This is a genomic window from Streptomyces sp. NPDC051907 (genome assembly GCF_040681075.1).
Classification (GTDB): Bacteria; Actinomycetota; Actinomycetes; order Streptomycetales; family Streptomycetaceae; genus Streptomyces.
Genome location: NZ_JBFAYB010000079.1, coordinates 19,231 through 44,032, shown reverse-complemented (window position 1 = coordinate 44,032; position 24,802 = coordinate 19,231). Strand labels below are relative to the sequence as shown.

27 protein-coding genes and 1 pseudogene are annotated in these 24,802 nt (G+C 71.7%); 23 read left to right on the top strand and 5 right to left on the bottom strand.

From position 1 onward, the window contains the following. The 7 genes and pseudogenes from AB0M39_RS31165 to AB0M39_RS31135 all read left to right on the top strand — a co-directional run. A pseudogene (locus AB0M39_RS31165) lies at window positions 1–448 on the top strand (hypothetical protein); the annotation flags it as partial. Next, complete coding sequence (locus AB0M39_RS31160) at window positions 445–1,659, top strand: GNAT family N-acetyltransferase (RefSeq protein WP_365369597.1); 1,215 nt, start codon at window positions 445–447, stop codon at window positions 1,657–1,659. The pseudogene AB0M39_RS31165 and the gene AB0M39_RS31160, both read left to right, overlap by 4 nt. Continuing rightward, window positions 1,638–1,976, top strand: coding sequence for a TcmI family type II polyketide cyclase (locus AB0M39_RS31155; RefSeq protein WP_365369595.1), 339 nt, complete (start codon window positions 1,638–1,640; stop codon window positions 1,974–1,976). The genes AB0M39_RS31160 and AB0M39_RS31155 overlap by 22 nt, the downstream gene beginning before the upstream one ends. Next, window positions 1,973–2,233 carry an acyl carrier protein gene (locus tag AB0M39_RS31150; RefSeq protein ID WP_365369593.1) on the top strand — a complete coding sequence of 87 codons (261 nt, stop codon included), beginning with the start codon at window positions 1,973–1,975 and terminating at the stop codon, window positions 2,231–2,233. The genes AB0M39_RS31155 and AB0M39_RS31150 overlap by 4 nt, the downstream gene beginning before the upstream one ends. Continuing rightward, window positions 2,230–2,985 carry an SDR family oxidoreductase gene (locus AB0M39_RS31145; RefSeq protein ID WP_365369591.1) on the top strand — a complete coding sequence of 252 codons (756 nt, stop codon included), beginning with the start codon at window positions 2,230–2,232 and terminating at the stop codon, window positions 2,983–2,985. The genes AB0M39_RS31150 and AB0M39_RS31145 overlap by 4 nt, the downstream gene beginning before the upstream one ends. Continuing rightward, window positions 2,985–3,365: a SchA/CurD-like domain-containing protein gene (locus AB0M39_RS31140; protein ID WP_365369589.1), complete on the top strand. Its 381-nt coding sequence runs from the start codon at window positions 2,985–2,987 to the stop codon at window positions 3,363–3,365. The genes AB0M39_RS31145 and AB0M39_RS31140 overlap by 1 nt, the downstream gene beginning before the upstream one ends. A gap of 5 nt (window positions 3,366–3,370) precedes the next feature. Further along, window positions 3,371–3,826: an anthrone oxygenase family protein gene (locus tag AB0M39_RS31135; protein WP_365369587.1), complete on the top strand. Its 456-nt coding sequence runs from the start codon at window positions 3,371–3,373 to the stop codon at window positions 3,824–3,826. A 172-nt stretch (window positions 3,827–3,998) separates the two neighbouring features. Here the strand turns inward: AB0M39_RS31135 and AB0M39_RS31130 are convergent, their stop codons facing one another. Both AB0M39_RS31130 and AB0M39_RS31125 read right to left on the bottom strand, forming a co-directional pair. Continuing rightward, on the bottom strand, window positions 3,999–5,420 hold the full coding sequence (locus AB0M39_RS31130; RefSeq protein WP_365369585.1) for a multicopper oxidase domain-containing protein: 1,422 nt from the start codon (window positions 5,418–5,420) through the stop codon (window positions 3,999–4,001). Window positions 5,421–5,442: 22 nt separating this feature from the next. Continuing rightward, window positions 5,443–5,829, bottom strand: a complete 387-nt coding sequence (locus AB0M39_RS31125; protein WP_365369583.1) for a SchA/CurD-like domain-containing protein — start codon at window positions 5,827–5,829, stop codon at window positions 5,443–5,445. 186 nt (window positions 5,830–6,015) lie between these two features. Between AB0M39_RS31125 and AB0M39_RS31120 the strand changes: the two genes are divergently transcribed. The 11 genes from AB0M39_RS31120 to accC all read left to right on the top strand — a co-directional run bounded on the left by AB0M39_RS31120 (window position 6,016) and on the right by accC (window position 15,129). Further along, window positions 6,016–6,450: a cupin domain-containing protein gene (locus AB0M39_RS31120; protein WP_365369581.1), complete on the top strand. Its 435-nt coding sequence runs from the start codon at window positions 6,016–6,018 to the stop codon at window positions 6,448–6,450. Next, window positions 6,447–7,724, top strand: a complete 1,278-nt coding sequence (locus tag AB0M39_RS31115; protein ID WP_365369579.1) for a beta-ketoacyl-[acyl-carrier-protein] synthase family protein — start codon at window positions 6,447–6,449, stop codon at window positions 7,722–7,724. The genes AB0M39_RS31120 and AB0M39_RS31115 overlap by 4 nt, the downstream gene beginning before the upstream one ends. A 2-nt stretch (window positions 7,725–7,726) precedes the next feature. Beyond that, entirely contained in the window at window positions 7,727–8,959 is a 1,233-nt protein-coding gene (locus AB0M39_RS31110; protein WP_365369577.1) for a ketosynthase chain-length factor, read from the top strand. A 36-nt stretch (window positions 8,960–8,995) separates the two neighbouring features. Then, the gene (locus tag AB0M39_RS31105) at window positions 8,996–9,463 is read left to right on the top strand and encodes an SRPBCC family protein (RefSeq protein ID WP_365369575.1); all 468 of its coding nucleotides are present in this window, start codon (window positions 8,996–8,998) and stop codon (window positions 9,461–9,463) included. A gap of 10 nt (window positions 9,464–9,473) precedes the next feature. Continuing rightward, entirely contained in the window at window positions 9,474–9,935 is a 462-nt protein-coding gene (locus AB0M39_RS31100) for a DUF1772 domain-containing protein (protein WP_365369573.1), read from the top strand. A 116-nt stretch (window positions 9,936–10,051) separates the two neighbouring features. After that, window positions 10,052–10,804 (top strand): SDR family NAD(P)-dependent oxidoreductase, encoded by a 753-nt coding sequence (locus tag AB0M39_RS31095; RefSeq protein WP_365369571.1) that lies wholly within the window; start codon window positions 10,052–10,054, stop codon window positions 10,802–10,804. After that, on the top strand, window positions 10,804–11,154 hold the full coding sequence (locus AB0M39_RS31090) for an antibiotic biosynthesis monooxygenase family protein (protein ID WP_365369569.1): 351 nt from the start codon (window positions 10,804–10,806) through the stop codon (window positions 11,152–11,154). The genes AB0M39_RS31095 and AB0M39_RS31090 overlap by 1 nt, the downstream gene beginning before the upstream one ends. Beyond that, window positions 11,144–11,455 (top strand): antibiotic biosynthesis monooxygenase family protein, encoded by a 312-nt coding sequence (locus AB0M39_RS31085; protein ID WP_365369567.1) that lies wholly within the window; start codon window positions 11,144–11,146, stop codon window positions 11,453–11,455. The genes AB0M39_RS31090 and AB0M39_RS31085 overlap by 11 nt, the downstream gene beginning before the upstream one ends. Before the next feature lie 13 nt (window positions 11,456–11,468). Continuing rightward, on the top strand, window positions 11,469–13,178 hold the full coding sequence (accD, locus tag AB0M39_RS31080; RefSeq protein ID WP_365369565.1) for an acetyl-CoA carboxylase, carboxyltransferase subunit beta: 1,710 nt from the start codon (window positions 11,469–11,471) through the stop codon (window positions 13,176–13,178). Then, entirely contained in the window at window positions 13,175–13,786 is a 612-nt protein-coding gene (locus AB0M39_RS31075) for a biotin/lipoyl-containing protein (protein WP_365369563.1), read from the top strand. The genes accD and AB0M39_RS31075 overlap by 4 nt, the downstream gene beginning before the upstream one ends. A gap of 2 nt (window positions 13,787–13,788) precedes the next feature. Continuing rightward, on the top strand, window positions 13,789–15,129 hold the full coding sequence (gene accC, locus AB0M39_RS31070) for an acetyl-CoA carboxylase biotin carboxylase subunit (RefSeq protein WP_365369561.1): 1,341 nt from the start codon (window positions 13,789–13,791) through the stop codon (window positions 15,127–15,129). 82 nt (window positions 15,130–15,211) lie between these two features. On the opposite strand, the gene AB0M39_RS31065 is transcribed toward accC, so the two are convergent. Beyond that, window positions 15,212–15,898 (bottom strand): SDR family NAD(P)-dependent oxidoreductase, encoded by a 687-nt coding sequence (locus AB0M39_RS31065; protein ID WP_365369559.1) that lies wholly within the window; start codon window positions 15,896–15,898, stop codon window positions 15,212–15,214. A gap of 28 nt (window positions 15,899–15,926) precedes the next feature. After that, window positions 15,927–16,052 carry a multicopper oxidase domain-containing protein gene (locus tag AB0M39_RS31060; RefSeq protein ID WP_365369557.1) on the bottom strand — a complete coding sequence of 42 codons (126 nt, stop codon included), beginning with the start codon at window positions 16,050–16,052 and terminating at the stop codon, window positions 15,927–15,929. 553 nt (window positions 16,053–16,605) lie between these two features. On the opposite strand from AB0M39_RS31060, the gene AB0M39_RS31055 reads away from it, so the two are divergent. Together AB0M39_RS31055 and AB0M39_RS31050 are read left to right on the top strand one after the other, a co-directional pair. After that, window positions 16,606–18,711 (top strand): MMPL family transporter, encoded by a 2,106-nt coding sequence (locus AB0M39_RS31055; protein WP_365369599.1) that lies wholly within the window; start codon window positions 16,606–16,608, stop codon window positions 18,709–18,711. Window positions 18,712–18,817: 106 nt separating this feature from the next. Then, window positions 18,818–20,026, top strand: a complete 1,209-nt coding sequence (locus AB0M39_RS31050) for an FAD-dependent monooxygenase (protein WP_365369555.1) — start codon at window positions 18,818–18,820, stop codon at window positions 20,024–20,026. Window positions 20,027–20,092: 66 nt separating this feature from the next. On the opposite strand, the gene AB0M39_RS31045 is transcribed toward AB0M39_RS31050, so the two are convergent. Beyond that, complete coding sequence (locus AB0M39_RS31045) at window positions 20,093–20,620, bottom strand: VOC family protein (protein WP_365369552.1); 528 nt, start codon at window positions 20,618–20,620, stop codon at window positions 20,093–20,095. A gap of 197 nt (window positions 20,621–20,817) precedes the next feature. Between AB0M39_RS31045 and AB0M39_RS31040 the strand changes: the two genes are divergently transcribed. Genes AB0M39_RS31040 through AB0M39_RS31030 form a run of 3 tightly spaced genes read left to right on the top strand, consistent with a single transcriptional unit; the run spans window position 20,818 to window position 24,787 of the window. Further along, entirely contained in the window at window positions 20,818–22,221 is a 1,404-nt protein-coding gene (locus AB0M39_RS31040; RefSeq protein WP_365369549.1) for a tryptophan 7-halogenase, read from the top strand. Next, entirely contained in the window at window positions 22,218–23,771 is a 1,554-nt protein-coding gene (locus AB0M39_RS31035) for an oligopeptide:H+ symporter (RefSeq protein ID WP_365369546.1), read from the top strand. The genes AB0M39_RS31040 and AB0M39_RS31035 overlap by 4 nt, the downstream gene beginning before the upstream one ends. After that, window positions 23,768–24,787, top strand: coding sequence for a methyltransferase (locus AB0M39_RS31030; protein ID WP_365369543.1), 1,020 nt, complete (start codon window positions 23,768–23,770; stop codon window positions 24,785–24,787). The genes AB0M39_RS31035 and AB0M39_RS31030 overlap by 4 nt, the downstream gene beginning before the upstream one ends. The last annotated feature ends 15 nt before the right edge of the window (window positions 24,788–24,802 follow it).

Genomic DNA, 24,802 nt, shown 5'->3' with positions numbered 1-24,802 from the left:
AGTGGCCCACGGCGCAGGCCATTTCCCTCTGGTTCACTGGGCCATTCACGGGCTGGTCCGGTGCGGCCGAGAGCCCCCGGAAGGCCGGGTTCGGCATGCCACCGGCACCCTCCAGGGCGACACCGTCGAACTCGCCGCCCTGCACGCCGTCGGGGCGCCCCGCGGCTGGGTCGGCGTGCCCGTCAGCGGACACAAAGGCGGCGTCGGCCACCTCATGCACGCCTCCTCCGCACCCGGCGTCGCCGCGGCACTGGGCTATCTGCGCACCGGCACCGCCCCCGGCACCCCCGGCCTGCGAGCGCCCGAGGCCGCAGCCCGCTCCCTCGCCCTGCTCACCTCGCCCCGCGCCCAGCCCGACGCCCCCCGCAGCGCCCTCGTCAACAGCTTCGGCTTCGCCGGAAACAACTCCTCCCTCGTCCTGACCGCCCCGGATGGGAGTCCCCGATGATCCGCACGCTGCGCGCCCGCGCCGACTACGGCTGGCGGCACAGCGCCGAACCCGCCGTCGCCCGGCTGCGCCGCCTGTACGAGGGCGAGCTGCGGGCCGCCCTGCCGCGCCGCGCCGTCCTCGCCGCCGGCGCGGACGGCGCGCCGACCGCCTCGTACACCGGCCCGTACGAGATCGGCAAAGGGCTCCTCGCCCAGATCGAGTGCCACCGCGGCAGCCCCGGCGAGCCCGCGGCCGAGGCGCCCGAGCTGGTCATGGTCGCCGCCTCCCGGCGCCGTCTGGCCGCCCTGCCGCGCGCCCGGTCGCTGCTGCTGCCCGCCAGGGTCCACCAGATCGTGCCGATACGCGGCGACCTGACGACCGTGCTGGCCGGCCGCAGCCGCCGCAACCTCGACCGCTTCCGGCGCAACCAGCGCGTCGACGGCTGGAGCCTGGAGCACGCCGGGACCGACGAGGACCTGGACTTCTTCCACCGCCGGATGCTGCTGCCCACCGTGCGCGACCGCTACGGCCCCTACGCCGTCAGCGAGAGCCCCACCGTGATGCGGGAGTGCCTGCTGCGCCAGGGGCATCTGTTCTTCGTACGGGCCGGCGGCCCCGCCGGTCAGCGCATCGCCGGGGCGCTGTGCCGCTGGGACGCCCGCCGCAGGACCCTGCGCTTCCGGCTCACCGGAGTCCTCGACGCCGACCCCGCCCTGCGCAGGGCGGGCGCGCTGATCGCCGCCGAGTACTTCGTCTTCGACTGGGCCTGGCGCCACGGCGTGGAGGCCGTCGACCTGTCCGGCGGAGCGCCCTACCTCGCCCGCCCCGTCGTCCAGTACAAGATGCGGCTGAACGCCGAGATCGTGCCCGCCCCCACCCCCGTACGGCACCTGGGCATCTGGCTGCACGTGGCCCGCGACACCCCCGCCGCACGCGACTTCCTGGTCGCCAACCCGATGCTCGCCACCGCCCCCGGCGGCGGTCTGGACGCCGTGTACTTCCACGACCGCAGCCGCCCCCTGCGCGAGGACGTGGCCTGGCGCAGCCCGGGCGTGCTGCGCCGCCGCACCCTGGACCTCGACGCCTTCCTCGCCCCGCCGCCGGTGTTGGACGGCGGATCGAGCGGTGCTCCAGCGTTGCCTGTCACGGTTTGCGAAGGCCCGCCAACTGCAGGGCTTCCCAGCACATTCCACGAAGGAGGCCGACGGTGGCACACCGGACGCTCATAGTGGCTCGGATGGAGCCGGGCAAGGCCGGCGACATCGCCAAGATCTTCGAGGAGTCCGACTCGAGCGAGCTGCCCCACATGATCGGTGTGACGCGGCGGTCGCTGTTCACCTTCCACGATCTCTACTTCCACCTCGTCGAAGCCGACGAGGACATCAGCCCGCGCCTGTACCAGGCTCGCAGCCACCCCCTCTACGACGACATCAACACCCGCCTCGCCGAGTGCGTATCGCCGTACGACCCCAACTGGCGCGAGCCCAAGGACGCCATGGCGCAGGCCTTCTATGTCTGGACCAACGAGGGAGGACGGATCCAGTGAGCGAGTTCACCCTGGTGGAGCTTGCCGGCAAGCTCCGCGAATGCGCAGGCGAGTCCGAGGGCGTCGACCTCGACAGCGAGGCGGTGCTGGACGTTCCCTTCATCGATCTCGGCTATGACTCCCTGGCCCTGCTCCAGGTGACCGGCGTCATCAAGCGCGAGCGCGGCGTCGACCTGTCCGACGACGCGGTCGTCGAGGCCGAGACCCCCCGCATCCTGCTCAAGATGATCAACGCCAGCCTCCCTGAGGCGGCATGAGCGCGCAGGACGCCGTCACCTCCGGCCTGGCCGGCAAACGGGTCCTCGTCACCGGAGGCACCCGAGGCATCGGACGGGCGACGGCTGTGGCCTTCGCCCGGTCCGGCGCCCGGGTGGTGGCGGGACACAGCAGGGACGGTGAGGCCGCCGAGTCGCTCGCGCGGGAGCTGGCCGAGCTGGGTCCCGGGCATCTGACCGTACGCGCCGACGTCACCACCGCCGACGGCGCCAAGAAGCTCGCCGAGGTCTGCCAGGAGCAGCTCGGCGGGCTCGACGCGCTGGTGAACAACGTCGGCATCGACGGCCACGCGAAACTCGGCGACCTGGACGCGGCCGAGTGGCAGCGGCTGTTCGACCACAATGTGACCTCCGCCTACCTGGTCACCCAGGCCGTCCTCGAACTCCTCGAGGAGGGCGCGTCCATCGTCAACATCGGCTCCTCGGTCGCCCTGCGCGGCCGCCCGTTCAGTGCCCACTACTCCGCGTCCAAAGCGGCCCTCGTCGGCTTCGGACGGGCGCTGTGCAAGGAGCTCGGGCCGCGCGGCATCCGGGTCAACACCGTGTCCCCGGGCGTCACCGAGCCCGAGACCGGGGGAGAGCTGCCGCCGCAGCTGCGCGAGCGGATCGCCGCGATGACGGCCCTGGGCCGGCTCGGCCGCCCCGAGGACGTCGCCGGCGCCGTGCTCTTCCTGGCGGGCGACGCCTCCCGCTACGTCTCCGGCGCCACGATCACCGTCGATGGAGGAATCTGATGCCCTACGCAGCGATCACCTACCGGGTCAAGCCCGGGCACGAGGACGAGATCGCCAAGATCTTCGCCGAGTTCAGCCGGGTGGACACCCCCGACTTCAAGGGCGACGACGGCGCGGCCGCCGGCCGACTGCTCGGCACCGGGGTGTTCATCAAGGACGACGTGATGGTGCGCGTCATCCACTACGAGGGCGACTTCGCCGCCATCGGACGCCATATGGCCACGCAGAAGGGCGTCCACGCCCTGGAGGAGAAGCTCCAGCCGTATCTCGCCGAGGAGCGGGACACCTCCTCCCCGGCCGGCTTCGCCGCGTACTTCCGCAACGCCACGATGCGCTCCATCGCCCAGCTGACCGTCGACACCCACCCGCACGGGGCCTGAGCGCCATGACGGAGGTGCTGGGGATAGCCGTTCTCCTCGGCAGCGGTGTCACCGCGGGGGTGCTCTTCGCCGTGGCGCTGAGCGTCCTTCCGGCGCTCTTCGCCATGGAGACGGGCGTCTACGTGTACGCGCACAAACTGCTGGGCCGCAACTGGGACCCGACCATGCCCGTCGTGGTCCTCACCTCCACGCTGCTGGCCGCGGCGCTCGCCGTCATCGCCGACGACGGCGCCGCGCAGCTGCTGTTCGCGGCGGCCGCGGTGCTGCTGCTGGGGGTGTCCGCCGTCTCGCATCTGTGCAACGTTCCGATCAACCGCAGGGTCAAAGCCGTCGAGGACCCGAACGACCTGCCGGCGGACTGGCAGGACCCGCGCCCGCTGTGGCGCCGCTGGCATCTGCTGCGCACACTGCTCGCCGTCGCCGCTCTCGCGCTCAACGCCGCGGCGGTCACCGTGATCTGACACGGCGACCGCCGCGGCGGTCTTTGCGCGGGCGCTCGTGTGAACCCGTACGTAGCGCCCGAGGCCGCTCTTGAAGCCCGCCCGGACGACCGGCACGGCCGCGGAGACCCTGGGTCCCCGCGGCCGTGAGCATGTGTGGAGCCGAGCATGTGTGGAGCGATGAGCGGACCCGCTAGCGGACCATCTCCATCTGGCCCATCATCCCCATCGTCAGATGGCCCATGAGATGACAGTGGAACATGTACATCCCGCTGTACTCGGTGAACTTGATCTTTATACGGGCGTTCTCGCCCGCCCGCACCGTGATGGTGTCCTTCATCCCCGCTTCGCTCGGCCCCACCGGCTTGCCGTTGCGGTCCACGATCTGGAAGTGGTCCAGGTGCGGGTGGAGCGAGTGCGGGATGCCGAACGCCGCGTCCTTGTTCTCGATCGTCCAGATCTCCGTCGTGCCCAGCTTGGGCCGGAAGTCGACGCGGTTCACGTCGAAGGCCTTCCCGTTGATGGTGTGCTGGTTGTTCGCCTGGTCGAAGGCCATGGCGAACTGCCGCTCCACCGTGGGCGTGCCCAGGTCCTCAGCCGGCCGCAGCACCGCCGGCACGCTGCTGGGGTCCTCCGCCGTGCGCACCACGTCGAAGCGCATCACCTCCGGCGTCTCGCCCGGGTACGTCTGCATCGTCTGGAGCCCGATCTTCGAGCCGACCGGGTACCTGGAGAAGTCGACGACGATCTCCTGCCGCTCGGCCGGCCACAGCTGCAGGACCCGGCTCGCCACCGGCGCCGGCAGCAGCCCCCCGTCGGTGGCGATGTGCGTGAACTCGTCGCCCTCGCCCAGCCGCAGCACGAAGGCCCGCTCCTGCGAGGTGTTGACCAGCCGGAGGCGGTACTTGCGGGCGGCGACCTCGAAGTACGGCCTGGGCGAGCCGTTCACCAGGAACGTCGGCCGGTCGTTGAAGCCGTTCAGGTCGTAGACGAGCGCGCCGTCCTCCGCCAGCTTCGCGTCGCGCAGCTGAAGGACGACGTCGTACTGCCCCTTGGGGAGAGGGAGCCGGTCCTCGGCCGGGTCGGAGAGCAGATAGGTGGTAGCCGCGCCGCGGTAGATGTTCTCGGCGTGCGAGTGGTGCGAGTGGTCGTGCAGCCACATCGTCGAGCCGAGCTGGGTGTTGGGATAGTGGAACAGCCGGCTGCGGCCGGGCGTCACCTCGTTGTTCGGATGCCCGTCGGAGTGGGCCGGGACATGACCGCCGTGCAGATGCATGGAGAAGGGCACGTCCAGGGCGTTCGCCTGCTCGATGACCACCGGACGGCCGCGTCGTGCGACGATCAGCGGGCTCAGCGTCCCGTTGAAGGAGCGCACCCGGGTGGTCGTCCCCGGGACGATCGCCACGTCCGCCTCCCGGGTGGTCAGCCGGTAGACGTCGTACGCGGCCATCCGCGTGGGCTTCAGCGGCTGCGGCACCCTCAGCGGGACCGTGAACGAGGCGGTCGCGGCGGCGGCCGCGCGCTTGGGGCTCGTGCCCAGAACGAGACCGGCGGGCACAGCGGCCAGAACACCGGCCGCCGTGCCCGCCTTGAGCAGACTTCTGCGGTTCAGCAACTCAATCTCCCTCAGTTCGTGCTCAGTTCGCGTCGCGCGCCGGCGCGTCGCGAACAGACATCTGCGCCATGCAGGTGAGCAGGGACCGTTCGAAGGTGGCGATGAAGCCCTCGACGGTGTCCGTCGCACGGGGCCGCGTCAGATAGGGGGCGAGCCTCTCCTCGACCTCGCGCACGCCCGGCTGCGTCGCCATGTGCCGGGCGATGGCCTTGAGGTCCCCCTCGTACTCGATGACGCGGACCATCGTGTCGTCGCGGATGAAGACGGCGGTGGCGAGGATCCGCGCGGTCTCCTCGCCGCCGTCGCCCTTGACGACGGGGGAGCCGACCCTGCGGAAGCTCGTGAAGATCTCGGTGATCTCCTTCTCGAAGCCCGCCTTGATGTCATACGTGATGGCCGCGAACGGCATGGTCCGACTCCCCTCGGTGGGCGAACTCCTGCCAGATCATGGGGGACCAGCGCGCTCGCCCCGGGCTCGAGCGCCGGTACACCAGGGGGCCGGGGCAGGCACGTCGACGCCGCTTCGAGCGGGTCTTTAGGAACGGCTGGGACGGTTCGGGCCACTGGACGGACCAGGTCGTTGAGGAGGCGGGCAGTGACCACCGAGATCACGCGCACCGTGCGGGTGCACGCTGACGACGTCGAGGCCAACACCCGGCGCGGCGGCGACATCCGGACGACGCTCAGCCCCAGGACTGTGGGGTGCACTTCCGGATTCGGCGGTGTGCTGACCCTGGAGCCGGGCGACTTCGTCACCGAGCACTACCACCCGTATTCCGAGGAGTTTCTGCACGTCGTCTCCGGACAGCTGGAGATGACGATGGACGGGCAGCCGATCACGCTGGGGCCGGGCGACTCGCTGCTCGTGCCGATCGGCGTACGCCACCGGCTGCTGAACACCGGCGCCGAGACGGCGAACGCCGCCTTCCACCTCTCGCCGCTCGCACCGCGCCCCGAGCTCGGGCATGTGGACACCGAGAAGGTCCAGCGGCCGCAGGAGTCCAACCCCCAGGTGGGCGGTGCCCAGTGAGCCGCAGGGCCGTCGTCACCGGCATCGGTGTCGTGGCGCCGGGCGGGGTGGGCAGAGAGGCCTTCTGGGAGCTGCTCTCCGCGGGGCGCACCGCGACCCGCCGGATCACGCTCTTCGACCCGGCGGGCTTCCGCTCGCAGGTGGCGGCCGAGGCGGACTTCGACCCGGCGGCGCAGGGGCTTGACCCGCGCCAGATCCGCCGCATGGACCGGGCCGCGCAGTTCGCGGTGGTCAGCGCGCGGGAGGCGGTCCAGGACAGCGGGCTGGACTTCGCGAACACCCCGCCCGAGCGCATCGGCGTCAGCATCGGCAGCGCCGTCGGCTGCACCATGGGGCTGGAGGAGGAGTACGTCCTGCTCAGCGACGCCGGCAAGCACTGGCTGGTGGACCACACCTACGGAGTGCCGCATCTGTACGGCTACATGGTGCCCAGCACCCTGGCCGTCGAGGTCGCCTGGGAGGTCGGCGCGGAAGGACCCGTCGCCCTGATCTCCACCGGCTGCACCTCGGGTCTCGACTCCATCGGACACGGCGCGCAGCTCATCGAGGAGGGCACCGCCGACGTCGTGCTGACCGGCGCGACCGACGCCCCGCTCTCCCCGATCACCTCCGCCTGCTTCGACGCCATCAAGGCCACCTCGCCCAACAACGACGACCCCGAGCACGCCTCGCGCCCGTTCGACCAGGACCGCGACGGATTCGTGCTCGCCGAGGGGTCGGCGGTGCTGGTGCTCGAGGAGAAGAGCGCCGCCGAGGCCCGCGGCGCCCACGTCTACGGCGAGCTCGTCGGCTTCGCCGGCCGCAGCAACGCCTTCCATATGACCGGGCTGAAGGCCAACGGACGCGAGATGGCCGAGGCGATCAAGGTGGCCCTCGACCGGGCCCGCCTCGCCCCCTCCTCCGTCGACTACATCAACGCCCACGGCTCGGGCACCAAGCAGAACGACCGGCACGAGACCGCCGCGTTCAAGCGGACGCTCGGCGCCCACGCCTACAAGGTGCCGGTCAGCTCGATCAAGTCGATGGTCGGCCACTCGCTGGGCGCGATCGGCTCCATCGAGGTCGCGGCCTGCGCCCTGGCGCTGGACCGCCAGGTGGTCCCGCCCACCGCCAATCTGCGCACCTCCGACCCGGAGTGCGATCTGGACTATGTGCCGCTCACCGCCCGGGAGCACCGGATGGACGTGGTGCTCAGCGTCGGCAGCGGCTTCGGCGGCTTCCAGAGCGCCATGCTGCTCGCCAGGCCCGGCGCGGTCGAGTACGGGAGGAGCTGACGGTGAGCGCTGCCACCGCACAGGCCCCGGTCATCACCGGTCTCGGCGTCGTCGCGCCGACCGGGCTGAGCGCCGAGGCCCACTGGTCCGCCGTCCTCGGCGGCCATCGCGCGATCGGCCGGATCACCCGCTTCGACCCGTCCGGCTACCCGGTGCGGCTCGCGGGCGAGGTCCCGGACTTCGTCGCCAAGGAGCAGGTGCCCAGCCGGCTGATCCAGCAGACCGACCGCTGGACGCATCTGGGCCTGTCCGCCGCCGAGGCCGCCATCGCCGACGCCGAGGTCAACCCGGCCGAGCTGCCCGAGTACGAACTGGCCGTGGTGACCTCCAGCTCCTCGGGCGGCACCGAGTTCGGCCAGCACGAGATGGAGAACCTGTACCAGCACAACTCCGAGTGGGTCGGCGCCTACCAGTCCATCGCCTGGTTCTACGCCGCCACCACCGGACAGGTCTCCATCCGGCACGGGCTGCGCGGCCCCTGCGGAGTGATCTGCTGCGAGCAGGCCGGCGGGCTCGACGCCATCGGCCAGGCCCGGCGGCTGATCCGCACCGGCTCCCGGCTCGTCGTCACCGGCGGGACCGACGCGTCGCTGTGCCCGTACGGCCTGACCGCGCAGCTGTCCACGGGCGCCCTGTCCACCGTGCAGGACCCCGCCCGCGCCTATCTGCCCTTCGACGCGGAGGCCACGGGCTATCTGCCCGGCGAGGGCGGCGCGATGCTCATCGTGGAGAGCGCCGAGGCCGCCAGGGCCCGCGGCGCCCAGCGGATCTACGGCCGGGTCCTCGGCTACGCGGCCGGCTTCGACCCGCCGCCGGGATCCGAGCGCCCGCCGTCGCTGCGCCGCACCGTCGAGGCGGCCCTCGCCGACGCGGAGCTCGAACCCGCCGCCGTGGACGTGGTGTTCGCCGACGCGCTCGGCGTGCCCGCGGCCGACCTCGCCGAGGCCCGGGCGCTCGCCGACGTCTTCGGTCCCGGCGGCGTCCCCGTCACCGCGCCCAAGACGCTGACCGGCCGGCTGTACGGCGGGGGCGCGCCCCTCGACGTCGCCACGGCGCTGCTCAGCCTGCGCGACCAGGTGATCCCGCACACCGTGGGACCGGCCGCGCCCGCACCCGGACACGAGATCGACCTGGTGCTCGGCGAGCCGCGCCACCAGGAGCTGCGCACCGCGCTGGTCCTCGCCCGCGGACACGGCGGCTTCAACGCCGCGCTCGTCCTCGGCCGGGCGGACTGACGGCCGCGACCCACAGACGACAAGCAGGAGACCGCCATGGCTGGACACACCGACAACAGCATCGTGATCGACGCGCCGATGGACCTGGTCTGGGACATGACCAACGATCTGAAGTCCTGGCCGCAGCTCTTCAGCGAGTACGCCTCCGTGGAGGTGCTCGAGGAGGAGGGCCGGGAGATCACCTTCCGGCTCACCATGCACCCCGACGAGGACGGCAACGTGTGGAGCTGGGTCTCCCGGCGCACCCCCGACCCGCGCACACGGACGGTCCACGCCTACCGGGTGGAGACCGGTCCCTTCGAGTTCATGCGCCTGTACTGGGAGTACGTCCAGGAGGACGAGGGCGTGCGGATGCGCTGGGTGCAGGACTTCCATATGAAGCCCGAGGCCCCTGCCTCCGACGCCGGCATGACCGAGCACCTCAACCGCAACACCGGCATCCAGATGAACCTCATCAAGCAGAAGGTCGAGGCCGAGGCCGCTCGCCGGACCACGGCGGGCTAGGAGGAGTCAGTTGATCGCCTATCTGGTCCCCCTGGTCGTCCTCGTCAACGGGCTGGCGGCCGGCGTGCTCTTCGGCACCCAGCTCGGCGGCTGGCCGCTGCTCGCGGCGCTGCCCGCCGACCGCTATGTGCACGCGCACGCGTTCTTCGCCACCCGGTACGACCCGGCGATGCCGCTGTGCCTGCTCGGGACGCTGATCGGCGACGTCGTCCTGGCCGTGATCGCGCCGGACCAGGCGGTCCGCGCACTGTTCGTCGTCGGCGCCGTGCTGGCGCTGGCGACCGTGACGATCTCGCTCACCAAGAACGTCCCGGTCAACAAGTGGGTGCAGACCCTCGACCCGGACAACCTGCCCGAGGACTTCGAGAAGAACGACCCGCGGTGGGACTGGGGCGCGTGGAACCAGCGGCGCAGCGTGCTCACCCTGCTCGCGCTGCTCGCCAACTGCGCCGCCCTCGCCCTGCTGCTCTGAGCCCCCGCTGCTCTGACCCCTGCTGCTCTGACTCCTGCTGTTTTGAACCCTCGCGGCCGCTTCGCAGCCCGAGGCGCCCACGCATCGACGCATCGACGTATCGACGGAGGAACTTCATGGATCTCGATCTCAAGGGCAGGAAAGCCCTGGTCACCGGCGGCACCCGAGGGGTCGGCCGGGGCATCGTACGGGCGCTGGCCCAGTCCGGCGTCGACGTCCTGACCTGCTATCAGAACTCCAGCGACGCCGTCGCCTCGCTGGAGAAGGAGCTCAAGGAGACCGGCGGCAACCACCACGTCGTCAAGGCGGACGTCTCCGACCCCGCCGAGGTCGCGGCCCTGATCGCGCAGGCCAAGGAGCACTTCGGCCGGCTCGACCTGGTGGTCAACAACGCGGGCGCGATCAGCCACATCCCGTACGCGGAGCTGCGCTTCGAGGAGTGGCGGCGGATCATCGACACCAACATCACCGGAACCCATCTGGTGATCCAGAACGCGCTGCCGCTGCTGCGCCGGGGCTCCTCGGTGGTCAGCATCGGCTCCAAGGCCGTCGAGGCCGGCATACCCCTGCGCTCCCACTACACCACCACCAAGGCGGCGCTCGTCGGCCTGAACCGGTCCCTGGCCAAGGAGTTCGGGGCCAAGGGAATCCGCTTCAACGTCGTCGCGCTCGGCGTCATCGAGACCGAGAACCTGCGCAAGATGCCCGCCGAGCAGCAGCAGGTGATGATCGAGCGGTACAGCGCCAAGACCGCGCTGGGGCGCCTCGGCACCCCCGAAGAGGTCGCCGGCGCGATCCTCTGGCTCGCCAGCGACCTGTCCCGGTACGTCACCGGGTCCACCATCGGCGTCGACGGAGGGATCTCCTGATGACCAACGGCAAGAGCACGCGGAGCGAGGGCGCCTTCCGGGTCCTGCTGCGGATGGAGATCAACCCCGGCCTGGAGTCGGACTTCGAGAAGGCATGGCGCGGCAGCACCGAGGCGGTCACCGGCCACCCCGCGTGTCTGGGCCAGTGGCTGTCGAAGGACAACGACGAGGAGAGCGTCTACTTCATCGTCAGCGACTGGGTCGACGAGAAGGGCTTCCGCGACTTCGAGACCAGCGACGCCCACCTCGCCCACCGCGAACGGCTCCACCCCTACCGCGGCAAGGGCTCGTTCAACACCATGCGCGTGGTCGCGCACATCGAGGGCAAGGCGTCCTCGCATGGCGCGTGAGGTCCGGGTCCTGGTCTACCAGGCGGCCCACGACGACGAGCAGCTGGAGGCGGTGCGCCAGGCGTACCACCTGGTCAGCAAGAGGCTGGCGGGAGTGGAGGGGATGCTCGGCAACGAGCTCCTGCGCTCCCCGCTGGACCCGACCGCGCTCGTCGTCGTGAGCCGCTGGGCCGACCTGGCCGCATTCCGGCGCTGGGAGGAGAGCGCCGAGCACCGCGAGGACACGGCGCCCCTGCGCCCCTACCGCGACACCCGGCTCGCCGTGCCGTTCGGCATCTACGAGGTAGAGGCGGCCTACTGAAGGGCATGCACAGATGACCACCACGGTTCACCCCGTCGGCAACGCCACGGCCAACGCCACCGCCGGCGAGCAGGCGGCCTGGGTCTCCTGCTCCGGCTGCCGCTCCCTGGTCTACGGCAAGCGCTACGCGCGCCTGCTGCGGGTCTGCCCGGAGTGCGGGGCGCACGCCAGGCTCGACGCACCCAGCCGCATCGAGCAGCTCTTCGACGCGAGCAGCGCCGAATCGGTGCCCGTGCGGCCCACCCAGATCAACCCGCTGGACTTCGTGGACCAGCAGCCGTACGCGGAGCGGCTCCAGCAGGCGAGGGCCCGCACCGGGCAGCAGGACGCCGTCCTGGTGGTCCGCGGGCGCATCGAGGGGCGGCCGCTGGTCGCCGCCGTCATGGACTTCCGCTTCTTCGGCGGCAGCCTGGGCGTGGCCGCCGGAGAGGCGATCACCACGGCGGCCGAGACCGCGCTCGCCGACCGCTCCCCGCTGCTGATCGTCACCGCGTCCGGCGGAGCGCGGATGCAGGAGGGCGCGCTCTCCCTGATGCAGATGGCCAAGACGAGCAACGCGCTCGCCGAGCTCGACGAGGCCGGTCTGCTCACCGTCACGCTGGTCACCGATCCCACCTACGGCGGGGTCGCCGCCTCGTTCGCGACGCTCTCCGACGTGGTGGTCGCCGAGCCCGGCGCGAGGATGGGCTTCGCCGGGCCCCGGGTCATCGAGCAGACCATCGGACAGCAGCTCCCGGAGGGCTTCCAGACCGCCGAGTTCCTGCTGGAGCACGGCCTGGTGGACGACGTGTGGCCGCGCACCGAGCTGCGCGCCCGGCTCAGCCGGCTGCTCGCCGTGGCCGAGGTCCCCGGGCCCGACTGGGGCGGCGGCGAGAGCGACCCCGTCGTCCGCGACAGCCAGCTGCTGGACCAGCTGCCGGCCTGGGAATGCGTCCAGCTCTCCCGCGAGGCCGGCCGGCCCACCGCGCTCGAGCACATCGGCTACTGGCTCGACGGCTTCGTCGAGCTCCACGGCGACCGGGCCGGCGAGGAGTGCCCGGCGGTCGTCGGCGGCATCGGCCGCCTCGACGGACTGCCCGTCATGGTGATCGGCCATCAGAAGGGCCACACCACCGCCGAGCTGGTCAGCCGCAACTTCGGGATGCCCTCGCCCGCCGGATACCGCAAGACCGCCCGGCTGATGCGGCTCGCCGCCAAGCTGGGCATCCCGGTGGTGACGCTGATCGACACCCCCGGCGCGTACCCCGGCCTCACCGCCGAGGAGAAGGGCCAGTCCAACGCCATCGCCGAGAACCTGCGGCTGATGGGCTCGCTGCCCGTGCCGGTGGTCGCCGTGGTCACCGGCGAGGGCGGCAGCGGCGGGGCGCTCGCTCTCGGCGTCGCCGACCGGGTGCTGATGTGCGCCAACGCCACCTACTCGGTGATCAGCCCCGAGGGCTGTGCGGCGATCCTCTGGAAGAACGCGGCGGAGGCCGCGGTGGCGGCGGACGAACTCGCCCTGGACGCGGCCTCGTTGCTCCGCCTCGGCGTGGTCGACGGCGTGATCCCCGAGCCCGAGGGCGGCGGGCACACCGACACCACGGCGATGAGCGACGCCGTGCGCCGCGCCGCGGTCGTGGCGCTGCGCGAGCTGCGCGCCGCCACCGCGTCGCCGGCCGCCCGCCGCCGGCGCTTCCGCGCCTTCGGCCTGGCCCACGACCACGAGCTGGGAACGCGGCCGTGATCGGCCACAACGGCATCGGCAGCCGCAACGGCAACGGCGACGGCGGCCGCAACGGCAACCGCAGGTTCTACGGAGAGATACCGATGAGCGAAGTGACCAAGGAGAGCCTCGGCAGCCGAGGGACCGACGACCCGCTCGCCGGTCTGGACTACGACACCAGCGCCCTCGCCCTCACCGACATCTGCCGCTCCATCGCGGACGTCGTACGGGTGGGGGCCAGCCATCCGCGCCGGGTGCGGGTCAGCCTGGGCGCGGCCAGCATCGAGGTGGAGTGGGAGGAGGGCCGGTCGCCCGCGGCCCGCGAGGCGGCCGCGGCGCCCGAGCCCGAGGAGGAGTCGGTCGACGGGTACCACGAGTGCGCGCCGCTCGTGGGCACTTTCTACCTCGCGCCCTCGCCCGGCGCGCCGCCGTTCGTCCGGCCCGGCGACCGGGTCGAGGTGGGCCAGCAGCTCGGCATCGTCGAGGCGATGAAGCTGATGAATCCGCTCGAGGCGACCAGGGCGGGCCGGGTGGTCGAGGTGCTGGTCGCCGACGGCAGCCCGGTGGAGTACGGACAGCCGGTGGTGCTCCTCGACGCCGAGGAGCCGGGCCGGGCCGGGGAGGAGTGACCGTGGCCATCGAGACCGTCCTGGTCGCCAACCGCGGCGAGATCGCCCTGCGGGTGATCAGGACCTGCAAGGAGATGGGCATCCGCACCGTCGCGGTGCACTCCACCGTCGACAAGGACAGCGCCCATGTGCGCGCGGCCGACGCCGCCGTGCAGATCGGCCCCGGCATGCCGCGCAAGAGCTACCTCTCCGCGCCCGCGGTCGTCGAGGCGGCGCTGCGGACCGGGGCGGACGCCGTACACCCCGGCTACGGCTTCCTCTCCGAGGACCCCGACTTCGCCGAGATCTGCGCCGACAACGGCCTGGTCTTCATCGGCCCCCGCCCCGAGGTCCTGGCGCGGCTCGGCGACAAGGCCGTCGCCAGGGAGCTGATGACCGACGCCGGACTGCCGGTGCTGCCCGGCAGCCCGGGCACCGTCGACAGCGCCGCCGAGGCGACCGATCTGGCGGCCCGCATCGGGTTCCCGCTGATCATCAAGGCGGCGGCGGGCGGCGGCGGCCGGGGCATGACCGTCGTACGCCACCAGAGCGAGCTGCTGCCCGCCTACCGGCAGACGAGGGCGACGGCGCAGGCCGTCTTCGGCGACAACCGCGTCTATCTGGAGCGGTTCTGCGACAGCGCACGCCATATCGAGGTGCAGGTCCTCGCGGACGGCCATGGCACCGTGCTGCACCTGGGCGAGCGGGACTGCTCCGTGCAGCGCCGGCACCAGAAGCTGATCGAGGAGAGCCCGGGGCCCGGTCTGCACAAGGAGCTCACGGCGGCCATGGCGCGCGCCGCGGTCCGGGGCGCGCGGGCGGTCGGCTACACCGGCGCCGGCACGTTCGAGTTCCTCGTCCACGACGAGGGGTTCTCCTTCATGGAGATGAACTGCCGTATCCAGGTGGAGCATCCGGTGACCGAGGCGGTCTTCGGCGTCGACCTCGTACGCGAGCAGATCCGCGTCGCCGCCGGCGAGACGCTCGGCTACGCCCAGGAGGACCTGGCGCCGCGCGGCGCGGCCGTCGAGTGCCGGGTCAACGCCGAGGACCCGGCGCGCAACTTCGCGCCCTGCCCCGGCACGCTGGAGGAGTTCACCCCGCCGGGCGGGCCCTTCGTCCGGGTCGACACCCATGGGTACGCGGGCTGGCGGGTGCCCTCGCAGTACGACTCCCTGCTCGCGAAGGTGATCACCTGGGCGCCGGAGCGGGACGCGGCGCTGGACCGGATGGACCGGGCGCTGGCGGAGTTCCGCATCGCCGGGCCCGGCGTGCACACCACCATTCCGCTGCTGCGGGAGGTGCTCGCCGACCCCGCCTTCCGGGCCGGCAAGCACGACACGTCGTTCCTCGACACCAGATGAGCCACGGCTCCCACGGCTCAGGCCCGGCCCCCCTCCGCGGATTCGAGGGGGACCGGGCCTGAGCCGTGTTCGCCGGGGCGCCTCACCAGTCGACGACCGCGTCGCGGCGCAGGAACACCCCCGAGGGACCGTCGTCCGGCAAGGTGGCCGCGCGCACGATGTGCTCGGCGGCCGACTCGGCGCTCTGCTCCGCGTCGGGCCGCATCCGGGTCCGCACCATGCCCGGGTTGATGGCGTTGACGAGGACGCCCGTGCCGGCCGTCTCCTTGGCCAGCATCACGGTGAGCGCGTTCAGCGACACCTTGGAGACCGAGTACGCCGGGCACATCTCGGCGATGCCGAAGGCGAACGACCCGGTCCCGCTGGAGACGTTGACCACCCGCCCCCAGCCGCGCCGCACCATCGCGGGCACGACGGCCTGGGACACGCGCCAGGAGCCGAGGAGGTTGACCTCGAGGGTGCGCCGGACCAGCTCGAGGTCGACGCCGGTGGGGCTGGCGCCCCAGTCCAGCTGGACGCCCGCGTTGTTGACGAGGACGTCCACCTCGCCGGCCTCGCGCAGACCCCGTTCGACGGAGTCCGGGTCGGCGACGTCGAGCGCGACGCCCACGGCGTCCTCGCCCAGCGCGGCGGCGGCCTTGTGGGCGCCGTCCTCGTCGCGGGCGGCGAGCACGACCCGGTGGCCGTGCGCGTGGAGCAGCGTCGCCACGGCCAGACCGATGCCGCGATTGGCTCCGGTCACCAGCGCGGTGCGAGGGGGCGTGCCCATGGGTCTCCTCCAGTGGTCGGACGCCGGGCTAGGAGCGGTGCCCCCCGCCGCCGGCGATCTTCTTCGGCGCGCTGTCCTCGGTACCGGTCTCGACGACGGTGAACTGGCCCGTCATTCCCCGGTCCTCGTGGCGCAGCCGATGGCAGTGGTACATGGAGCGGTCGGCGACGCGGAGGGGGATCGGACGCCCGCTTCGGCGAGACAGCCGTATCGGACGCGGTCGTACAGCCCTCCGCGGCGCCGCCGGCCCGCCCGAGGGCTCCCCGGCCCGCGGGCGACTGGGCCGGCGTCCGACCCCGGCGGCCGAGTCGGCCTCGTCCATCTGACGCAGCACCCCGTCCACCTGTCGCCGTAGCTTCTCTGGCGCCGACGGCGGCCGCCGCCCTGGGCGCGGATCCAGGCGCAGCCGCCGCCCGCTCGCGAGGCAAAGCAGCAGCGTACGAGCACACGTCACCGAACGCTCCTCGTCCCGTCGCCCCCGCCCGCGCGTGCCGTGCGCGCGATCCGGCGACGCCCGGACACCATGGCGCCGCCCTCTACACGCTCGCTTGAGGCCGCGCTTGACCGCCGCTGTAGTCCCGGGCGAGCCGGACGCGGGTTCATAGACCCCCTATTTTCGTGAGGAGGGCTCCGTGACCGTGAGGCCACCAGAGAAACTGGAGACCGTTTCCGCCGAGCCCCCAGAGCGGGCCGGCGTCTTCGCCCGCATGGCGGGCCTCGCCGGACGGCACAGATGGGCCGCGCTGGCCCTGTGGGTCGTCGTGCTCGTCGGCGTCTGGGCCGGCGCGTCGTCCATGGGCGAGAGCTACCGCGACGACTACACGCTGCCCGGCACCGAGTCCCAGCGCGCCGTCGAGCTGCTGCGCGAGCACGCGCCCGCGCAGGCCGGCGGCACCCTGGAGATCGTGCTGCACAGCGACTCCACGCTGCGCTCGCCCGAGACCGAGCGCAGCGTGGACGCGATGCTGGACAAGGTGTCCAAGCTGCCCGGCGTCGCCCAGGTGCGCAGTCTCTACGACGACCAGAGCGCGATCTCCAAGGACGGCACGATCGGCTTCGCGACCGTCGACCTGAAGCGCACGGCCGAGGAGACGCCCGTCGAGGACACGCAGCGCATCCTCGACACCGCCCGCACGGTCCAGTCGACGACGCTCGGCGTCGAGCTGGGCGGCGAGGCGGCGCGCGAGCTCGCCGCGCCGGGCGGCGGCGCCGCCGAGGGCGCGGGCATCCTCGCCGCGCTGGTCATCCTCGTGTTCATGTTCGGCACCGTCATCGCCGCCGGACTCCCGATCATCACGGCCGTGTTCGCGGTCGGCTCGACCCTCGGCGTGATCGTCCTGGCCTCCAACGTCTTCACCATCGCCAGCTTCACGCCGTACGTGATGATGCTCGTCGGCCTCGGCGTCGGCATCGACTACGCCCTGCTGATCTTCGCCAGGTACCGGGCCGAGCTGGTGAAGGGCGCGGCGCCCGACACGGCGGCGCGCCGCGCGCTCGACGTCGCGGGCCGGACGGTCTTCTTCGCCGGCTGCACCGTCATCATCGCGCTGCTCGGCCTGGTCGCCCTGGGGCTGGGCGCGCTGCGCGGCACCGCGATCTCGGTCAGTCTGACCGTCCTGATCACGATGGTGGCGTCGCTGACCCTGCTGCCCGCCCTGCTGGCGGTGTTCGGCAAGCGGTTCGCGCGGCAGTTCACCGCCCGGGCCGCGAAGCGGGCCGCGCGAGGCGGCGCCGACGAGGGCGCGGCCTGGCGCCGCTGGGGCGGCGCCGTGCAGCGGCGTCCCATCGCCGCCCTGCTGGTGTCGGTGCTGGCGCTGGGAGCGCTCGCGCTGCCCGCGCTCGACATGCGGCTCGGCCTCGCCGACGCCGGCAACGAGCCGGCCGAGACCACCAGCAGGCGCGCCTACGACCTGCTGGCGGACGGCTTCGGCCCCGGCTTCAACGGCCCGCTGGTCGTGGTGGCCGACGCCGGCGGAAAGTCGGAGCAGGCGGCGGCCGCGCTGGCCAAGGAGCTCGGCGGCGTGCCGGGAGTCGCCGGCGTCACCGGCCCGATCCCCACCGAGGACAAGGCCGCCGCCACCCTCATCGCGTACCCCACCACGGCGCCCCAGGACGAGCGGACCACCGAGCTGCTGGAGCGGCTGCGCGACGACGTGCTGCCGCGGGTGGCGGACCGGACCGGCGCGCAGTACCTGGTCGGCGGCGCGACCGCGGCGACCGTGGACTACTCGGACAAGGTCGCCTCCAGGATGGCGCTGTTCGTCGCCATCGTGGTCGGGCTCTCCGTGCTGCTGCTGATGGCCGTCTTCCGGTCGGTGCTCATCCCGCTGAAGGCGGCGCTGCTCAACCTGCTGAGCATCGGCGCCGCGCTGGGCGCGGTCGCCCTGGTCTTCCAGGACGGCCGGTTCGGCGCCGAGGCCGGGCCGATCGAGGCGTTCCTGCCCATCATGATCTTCGCCATCGTCTTCGGCCTGTCGATGGACTACGAGATCTTCCTGATCTCCCGTATGCGCGAGGAGTGGGCCGCCTCCGGCGACCACGCCCACGCCGTGCGGGAGGGCCTGGCCCGCACCGGAGGGGTCATCACCGCGGCGGGCGCCATCATGATCGTCGTCTTCGGCTCGTTCATCATGAGCGACGACCGGATGCTGCGTCAGTTCGGCTTCGGACTGGCCGTCGCCATCTTCATCGACGCCGTGGTGGTCCGCTGTCTGATCGTGCCCGCCGCCATGCAGCTGATGGGCCGCCACGCCTGGTGGCTGCCGCGGTGGCTGGAGCGCGCACTGCCCCGGGTGGACCTCGAGAAGGGATAGGCGAGCGACACGGCCAGAGCGCTCTAGCGGTCCGCAAGTGGGACTTCCTATCCTGGGCGCACTGGCAGTACGCGGCTAACCCTTAGCGGGGGAAACGAGGTTGAGCATGGGCAGCGGAGCATCGGCTGCACCGCAGAAAGCGCTCCTGATCGGCTGCGGCATCGCAGGTCCGACCCTGGCCATGTTCCTTCAGAGGATCGGCGTCGAGGCCGTCGTATACGAGGCCGGCGACGAACCGCGGGACGGCGCCGGAGCGTTCTTGAACCTGGCGCCCAACGGACTGGCCGTGCTGGAGACCCTGGGCATCGTCGCCGATGTCGAGAAGTACGGGACGCACACCACCAGCACGGCCTTCCTCAACCACAAGGGCAAGGTCCTGGGCGAGAACCCGGCCCAGACCCTGCTCATCAAGCGGGGCCTGCTCAACAAGGCGCTGCGGGAGGCCGCGCAGGACCGGGGCGTGCGGATCGAGTTCGGCAAGTCGTTCGAGAGCCTGGAGCACACGGCCACGGGAGTCGTCGCGCGCTTCGCCGACGGCTCCACCGCCGAGGGCGACTTCCTCGTCGGCTGCGACGGCATCCACTCCAAGACCCGCTACACCGTGCTGCCCGAGGCCCCTCGGCCCGAGTACACCGGTGTGATCGGCACGGCCGGCTACACCCGCAGCGACCAGGCCGCCCCGGCCGACGGCGTGATGCGGATGTCGTTCTGCCTGAAGGGGTTCTTCGGCTATCAGACCATCCCCGGCGGGGAGATCTACTGGTTCGAGAACTTCCACCAGGCGGCCGAGCCGGGCCGCGGCGAGCTGGACAAGGTCGCGCACGAGACCTGGAAGAAGCAGCTGCTCGCCAAGCACCGCAACGACCACCACCCGGTGTCGGCGATCATCGAGTCCACCGAGTCCGGCATCATCGGCTACCCGATCTACGACATGCTCTCCATCCCCCGGTGGCACCGCGACCGGGTCTGCCTCGTCGGCGACGCGGCCCACGCCACCTCGCCGCACGTGGGCCAGGGCGCCTCGATGGCGATGGAGGACTCCATCGTGCTGACCAAGTGCCTGCGCGATCTGCCCACCCCCGAGGCGGCGTTCGCGGCCTTCCAGTCGCTGCGCAAGGAGCGGGTCGAGAAGATCATCAAGGAGGGGCGCAAGACCGGCAACCAGAAGGCCGCGGCCAACGGCTTCCAGCGGGCCGTACGCGACCTGGTGCTGCCGTTCTTCCTCAAGATCGGCGTCAAGGCGACCGACCCGGTGTACTCGTACCGCGTCGACTGGGACGAGCCGGTGAGGAGGGCCGCGCCCGTCCAGGCCTGAGCGCACACGAAACCGAGGGCGTGCATCCAGGGGATGCACGCCCTCGGCCGTCCGCGGCGCCGCGTCCTACTCGTTGTGCGTGGATATCTGCACCAGATTGCCCTCGGGGTCGGCCACATACGCCGAGCGCTCGCCCCACGGCTGGTCCTTGGGCGCCATCAGCACCTTGGCGCCCGCCTTCTTCGCCTGGAGGAACACCGCGTCCACGTTCGGGGTGAGGATCACCAGCTCGGACTGCTTGAGCGCGGTCCGGCCGAGGTTCTTCATGCCCGTGGACTGCTTGACCACGTCATAGGTGGAGACGGTGATGTAGTACGAGTCGTTCAGGACGACCGTCCCGAACACCCCCGGGCCCGTCTCCGGGAAGCGGTACAGCACGGAGAAGCCGAGCCCGTCGCGGTAGAACGCCATCAGCGTGTCGATGTTCTTCGCGTACAGGCCCGGCTGGCCGTACCGGACCGCGGCCTTCGCGGTGACGGCCGCGGGGTCCTTGGCCGGCGCGGCCCCCGCCGGCGCACCGGCGACCAGACCGACGGCCAGCAGCGTGGTCGCCGCGGCGCCCGCGGCCCAGCGCCCGACAGCAAGAGAAGCCATCTCATCTCCTTAGTTTCGGCACAGCAGCCGAGTTCGAGCCAACAGGCGACCAGCTCCCGCTTGAAGGGGCCTTGAATCCCGGCATCGGGCGGCTGTGAGCGTCGAGGAGTTCTCCAGCCTCTCTCCGGCAGTCACCGGCACGGTGCAGCGGACGGTCAGAACCCCGTTCCGCGAGCTCCTGAGGATTGGAGAAATACATGCGTGGTTCCACCCAGATCCTCGTCATCGGGGGAGGGCCCGCGGGGTCCACCGCCGCCGGCCTGCTGGCCAAGGACGGTTTCGAGGTCACACTGCTGGAACGCGACGAGTTCCCCCGCTACCACATCGGCGAGTCGATCCTGCCGTCCTGCCGGCCGATCCTGGAGATGCTCGGCGTCTGGGACAAGGTGGAGTCGCACGGCTTCCAGCCCAAGGGCGGCGCCTACTTCTTCTGGGGACCCGAGGAGTGGGAGGTCAGGTTCAACAGCCTCGGCGACGACGGCGCCAACGCCTGGCAGGTCATCCGCTCCGAGTTCGACGAGATCCTGCTGCGCCACGCCGCCTCGCTCGGCGTCGAGGTGGTGGAGAACATCACCGTCAAGGAGCTCGAGTTCGAGGGCGAGCGCCCCGTCGCCGCGCTGTGGGCCGGCACCAAAGACCCGAGCCAGAGCGGCCGGATCGCCTTCGACTACGTCGTCGACGCCTCGGGCCGCGGCGGCGTGTTCGCCGCAAAGCACCTGAAGAACCGCCAGTACCACGAGATCTTCCGCAACGTCGGCGCCTGGTCCTACTGGAAGAACGTCAAGCCGCTGGACCGCGGGCCCGACGGCGCCATCGCCGTCATCTCCTCGCAGGACGGCTGGTTCTGGAACATCCCGCTGCACGACGGCACCACCAGCGTCGGACTGGTCACCGGCCGGGACATCTTCAACGAGAAGAAGAAGGCGCTCGGCGGCATCCAGGAGGTGTACGACAAGGCCGTCTCCGAGACCCCGCATCTGAAGGCGCTCCTCGAAGGGGCCGAGCAGGTCTCCGGGATGAAGGTCGAGCAGGACTACTCGTACACCGCGGAGAGCTTCTGCGGCCCCGGCTATCTGCTGAGCGGCGACGCCGCCTGCTTCCTGGACCCGCTGCTGTCCACCGGCGTCCACCTGGCCACCTACAGCGCCATGCTGGCGGCGGCGAGCATCTCCAGCGTGCTGCGCGGCGAGGTGACGGAGAAGGAGGCGTGGGAGTTCTACAACACGGTCTACCGGCATTCCTACGAGCGGCTCCTGGTGCTGGTCTCCGTGTTCTACGAGAGCTACCGCGGCAAGGAGCACCACTTCTACAACGCGCAGAAGCTCACCAGCGACCAGCGCGAGGGCCTGAGCATCCAGGACGCCTTCGACCGCATCGTCACCGGCATCGCCGACCTCGACGACGCGCAGGACGTCTACTCGCGGGTGCACGCCCACCTCAACGGCGCCGAGAGCGGCGACCCCAACCCGCTCGCCAACCTCAACAAGGTCCATGAGCAGAAGCAGGCCCCGATGAGCCCGCAGAACGCCGTCGGCGGGCTGTACCTCTCCTTCCGGCCCCGGCTGGGCCTCGCGCGCACGGAAGGAGACGGCTCGGCATGACAGACGCACGACCCGCAGAAGTCCCCGGAGTCGGCGGCGCCGGCACCGGCTCCGTCAGAAGCTGGCCGCCCTGGTACCGCACGCTCTTCATGAGCGATGTGTGGGAGCGGTTCGGCTTCTTCGGGATGCAGGCCATCCTCGTCCTCTTCGCCGTCGCCCCCCGCTCCGAGGGCGGGCTCGGGCTGGCGAAGGCCGACTCCGCGGCGCTCTTCGGCGCGTGGATCGGCCTCGCCTTCATGCTCTGCCTGCCCGGCGGCTGGATCGCCGACCGGGTGCTCGGCCCCCGGCGGACCCTGCTGCTGGGCGCCGTGGTCACCACCGTCGGCCACTTCGCCCTGGCGGCGCCCTGGCTGTGGACCACCCCGCTGGGCCTGGTCCTGCTGGCGGTCGGACTCGGCCTGTACAAGCCGAACCACCAGGCCATGCTCAACCTGATGTTCGGCAACGACAGCGGGCGGCGCGAGGCCGGCATCTCGCTGATGTACGTCGGCATCCAGGTGAGCGCGCTGCTCTCGCCGCTGATCGCCGGCTTCCTCGGCGAACGCGTCGACTGGCAGCTCGGCTTCGCCGTCTCCGGCACGGCCATGCTGCTCGGCACGGTCCAGCTCTGGGTGAGCCAGCACCAGTTCAGGGACGTCGGGAACAAGCCGGGGCGGCCGCTGAGCCCCGAGGAGTCCCAGCGCGCCTTCCGGCGCATCGGCTGGACCGTCGCCGCGGTGGTCCTGCTGGTCACCGCCGGGGTCGCGTCCGGCGGACTGAAGCCCTCAGGGGCGATCGCGCTGGTCGGCTCGGCCAGCATCATCGCGCCGGTGCTCGCCTACACGGTCCTCTACCGCAGCCGCGAGCTGACGGCGGGCGACCGCAGGCGGCTGCGCTCCTTCCTGTGGATCTTCCTGGGCTCGACGCTCTTCTGGTCGATGATCGCCCAGGACGGCTCCTCGCTCACCCTGTTCGCCAAGGAGTCGACGGACCGTCACGTCCTCGGCTTCGACGTGCCGGTGAGCTGGCTCCAGTCGGCGACGCCGCTGTTCATCCTGGTCTTGGCGCCGGTGTTCGCCTGGGCGCTGCTGAAGTACGGCCGCGGCAGCAGCGGGGTGCCGGCGAAGTTCGCCACCGGCCTCGCGCTGACCGGCGTCAGCTTCCTGGTCATGGCGCTGGCGTCGGCGCTCGCCTCCGGCGACGAGAAGGTCTCCCCGCTGTGGCTGCTCGTCGTCTACCTCATGCACGCCTGCGGCGAGCTCATCGTCGCCGCGGTGGGCATCGCGGCGGTCGCCGACGTGCTGCCCCGCAAGTTCATCGCCCACATGCTCGGACTGCTCTGGCTGTTCGCCGCGCTGGGCGGCGGCGCGGGCAGCGGCATGGTCCGGCTCATCGACGTCATCCCCGAGCCCGTCTACTACCTGATGCTCGCGGTGATGGCGCTCGCCATGGGCGGCGCGCTCGCCTTGCGCAGGCACGCCGTGGTCAGGGGGCTGTCCGGCGACGACGACGAGCGGGCCCCGGGCGACGGCACGGACGACACGACCCTCAAGGAGGACAGCCCGGCATGACTACCGTCGACCCGGTGACGGACCCCAAGGACCCCTTCGGCATCGGCCGGCTGGGGCTGGGGTTCGCCTCCGCGAAGCTGCTGCTGACGGCGCTGGAGCTCGGAGTGTTCTCCACGCTCGACGCCACCGCCGACCAGGAGGCCGAGGTCGAGGAGCTGCGGGCGGCCCTGGGGCTGCACCCGCGCGCCGCGACCGACTTCTTCGACGCCCTGGTGGCGCTCGGACTGCTGGAGCGCTCCGCCGGCCGCTACCGCAACAGCGAGGGCGCCCGGCGGCATCTCGTACGCGGAAAGGACTACACGGGCGGCTTCCTCGAAGGCGCCAACTTCGTGCTCTATCCCGCGTGGGGACGGCTCACCCAGGCGCTGCGCACCGGCGCCCCGCAGGCCGAGGGCGACTTCGAGGCGATGCTCAGCGACCCGGCCGCGCAGCGCGTGTTCCTGACCATGCAGGACTCGCTGAGCGCACCGCTCGTCCCGCATCTGCTGGACGCGGTCGAGTGGAGCGGCTGGAGCACGCTGCTCGACGTCGGCGGCGCGCGGGGCAACCTCGCGGGGCTGCTGCTGCGGGCCCAGCCGCATCTGCGCGGCCAGGTCTTCGACCGGCCGCAGAACGAGGGCCCGTGCGCCGAGCACGCCACGACGCTCGGCGTCGCGGACCGGCTCTCCTTCACCGGCGGGGACTTCTTCGCCGACGATTTGCCCGAGGCCGACGTCGTCGTCATCGGACATGTGCTGGCCGACTTCTCGCTGGAGGAGCGCAAGGCCCTGATCGCCAAGGCGTTCACGGCCCTGCGGCCGGGCGGCGCGCTGCTCGTGTACGACCCCATGCCCGGCGACAAGCCCGATCTGGCGAGCCTGGTGTCGAGCCTGCACATGCTGGTGATGACGCCCGCCGGGGCCGGCTACCACCCGGGCGACTGCGGCCAGTGGATGCGGACGGCCGGCTTCGCCTCGATCGCCGAGCACGAACTGCCGCTCGGCAACACGCTGGTGATCGGCCGTAAGAACCGCTGACCCGGCCCTCGCCCC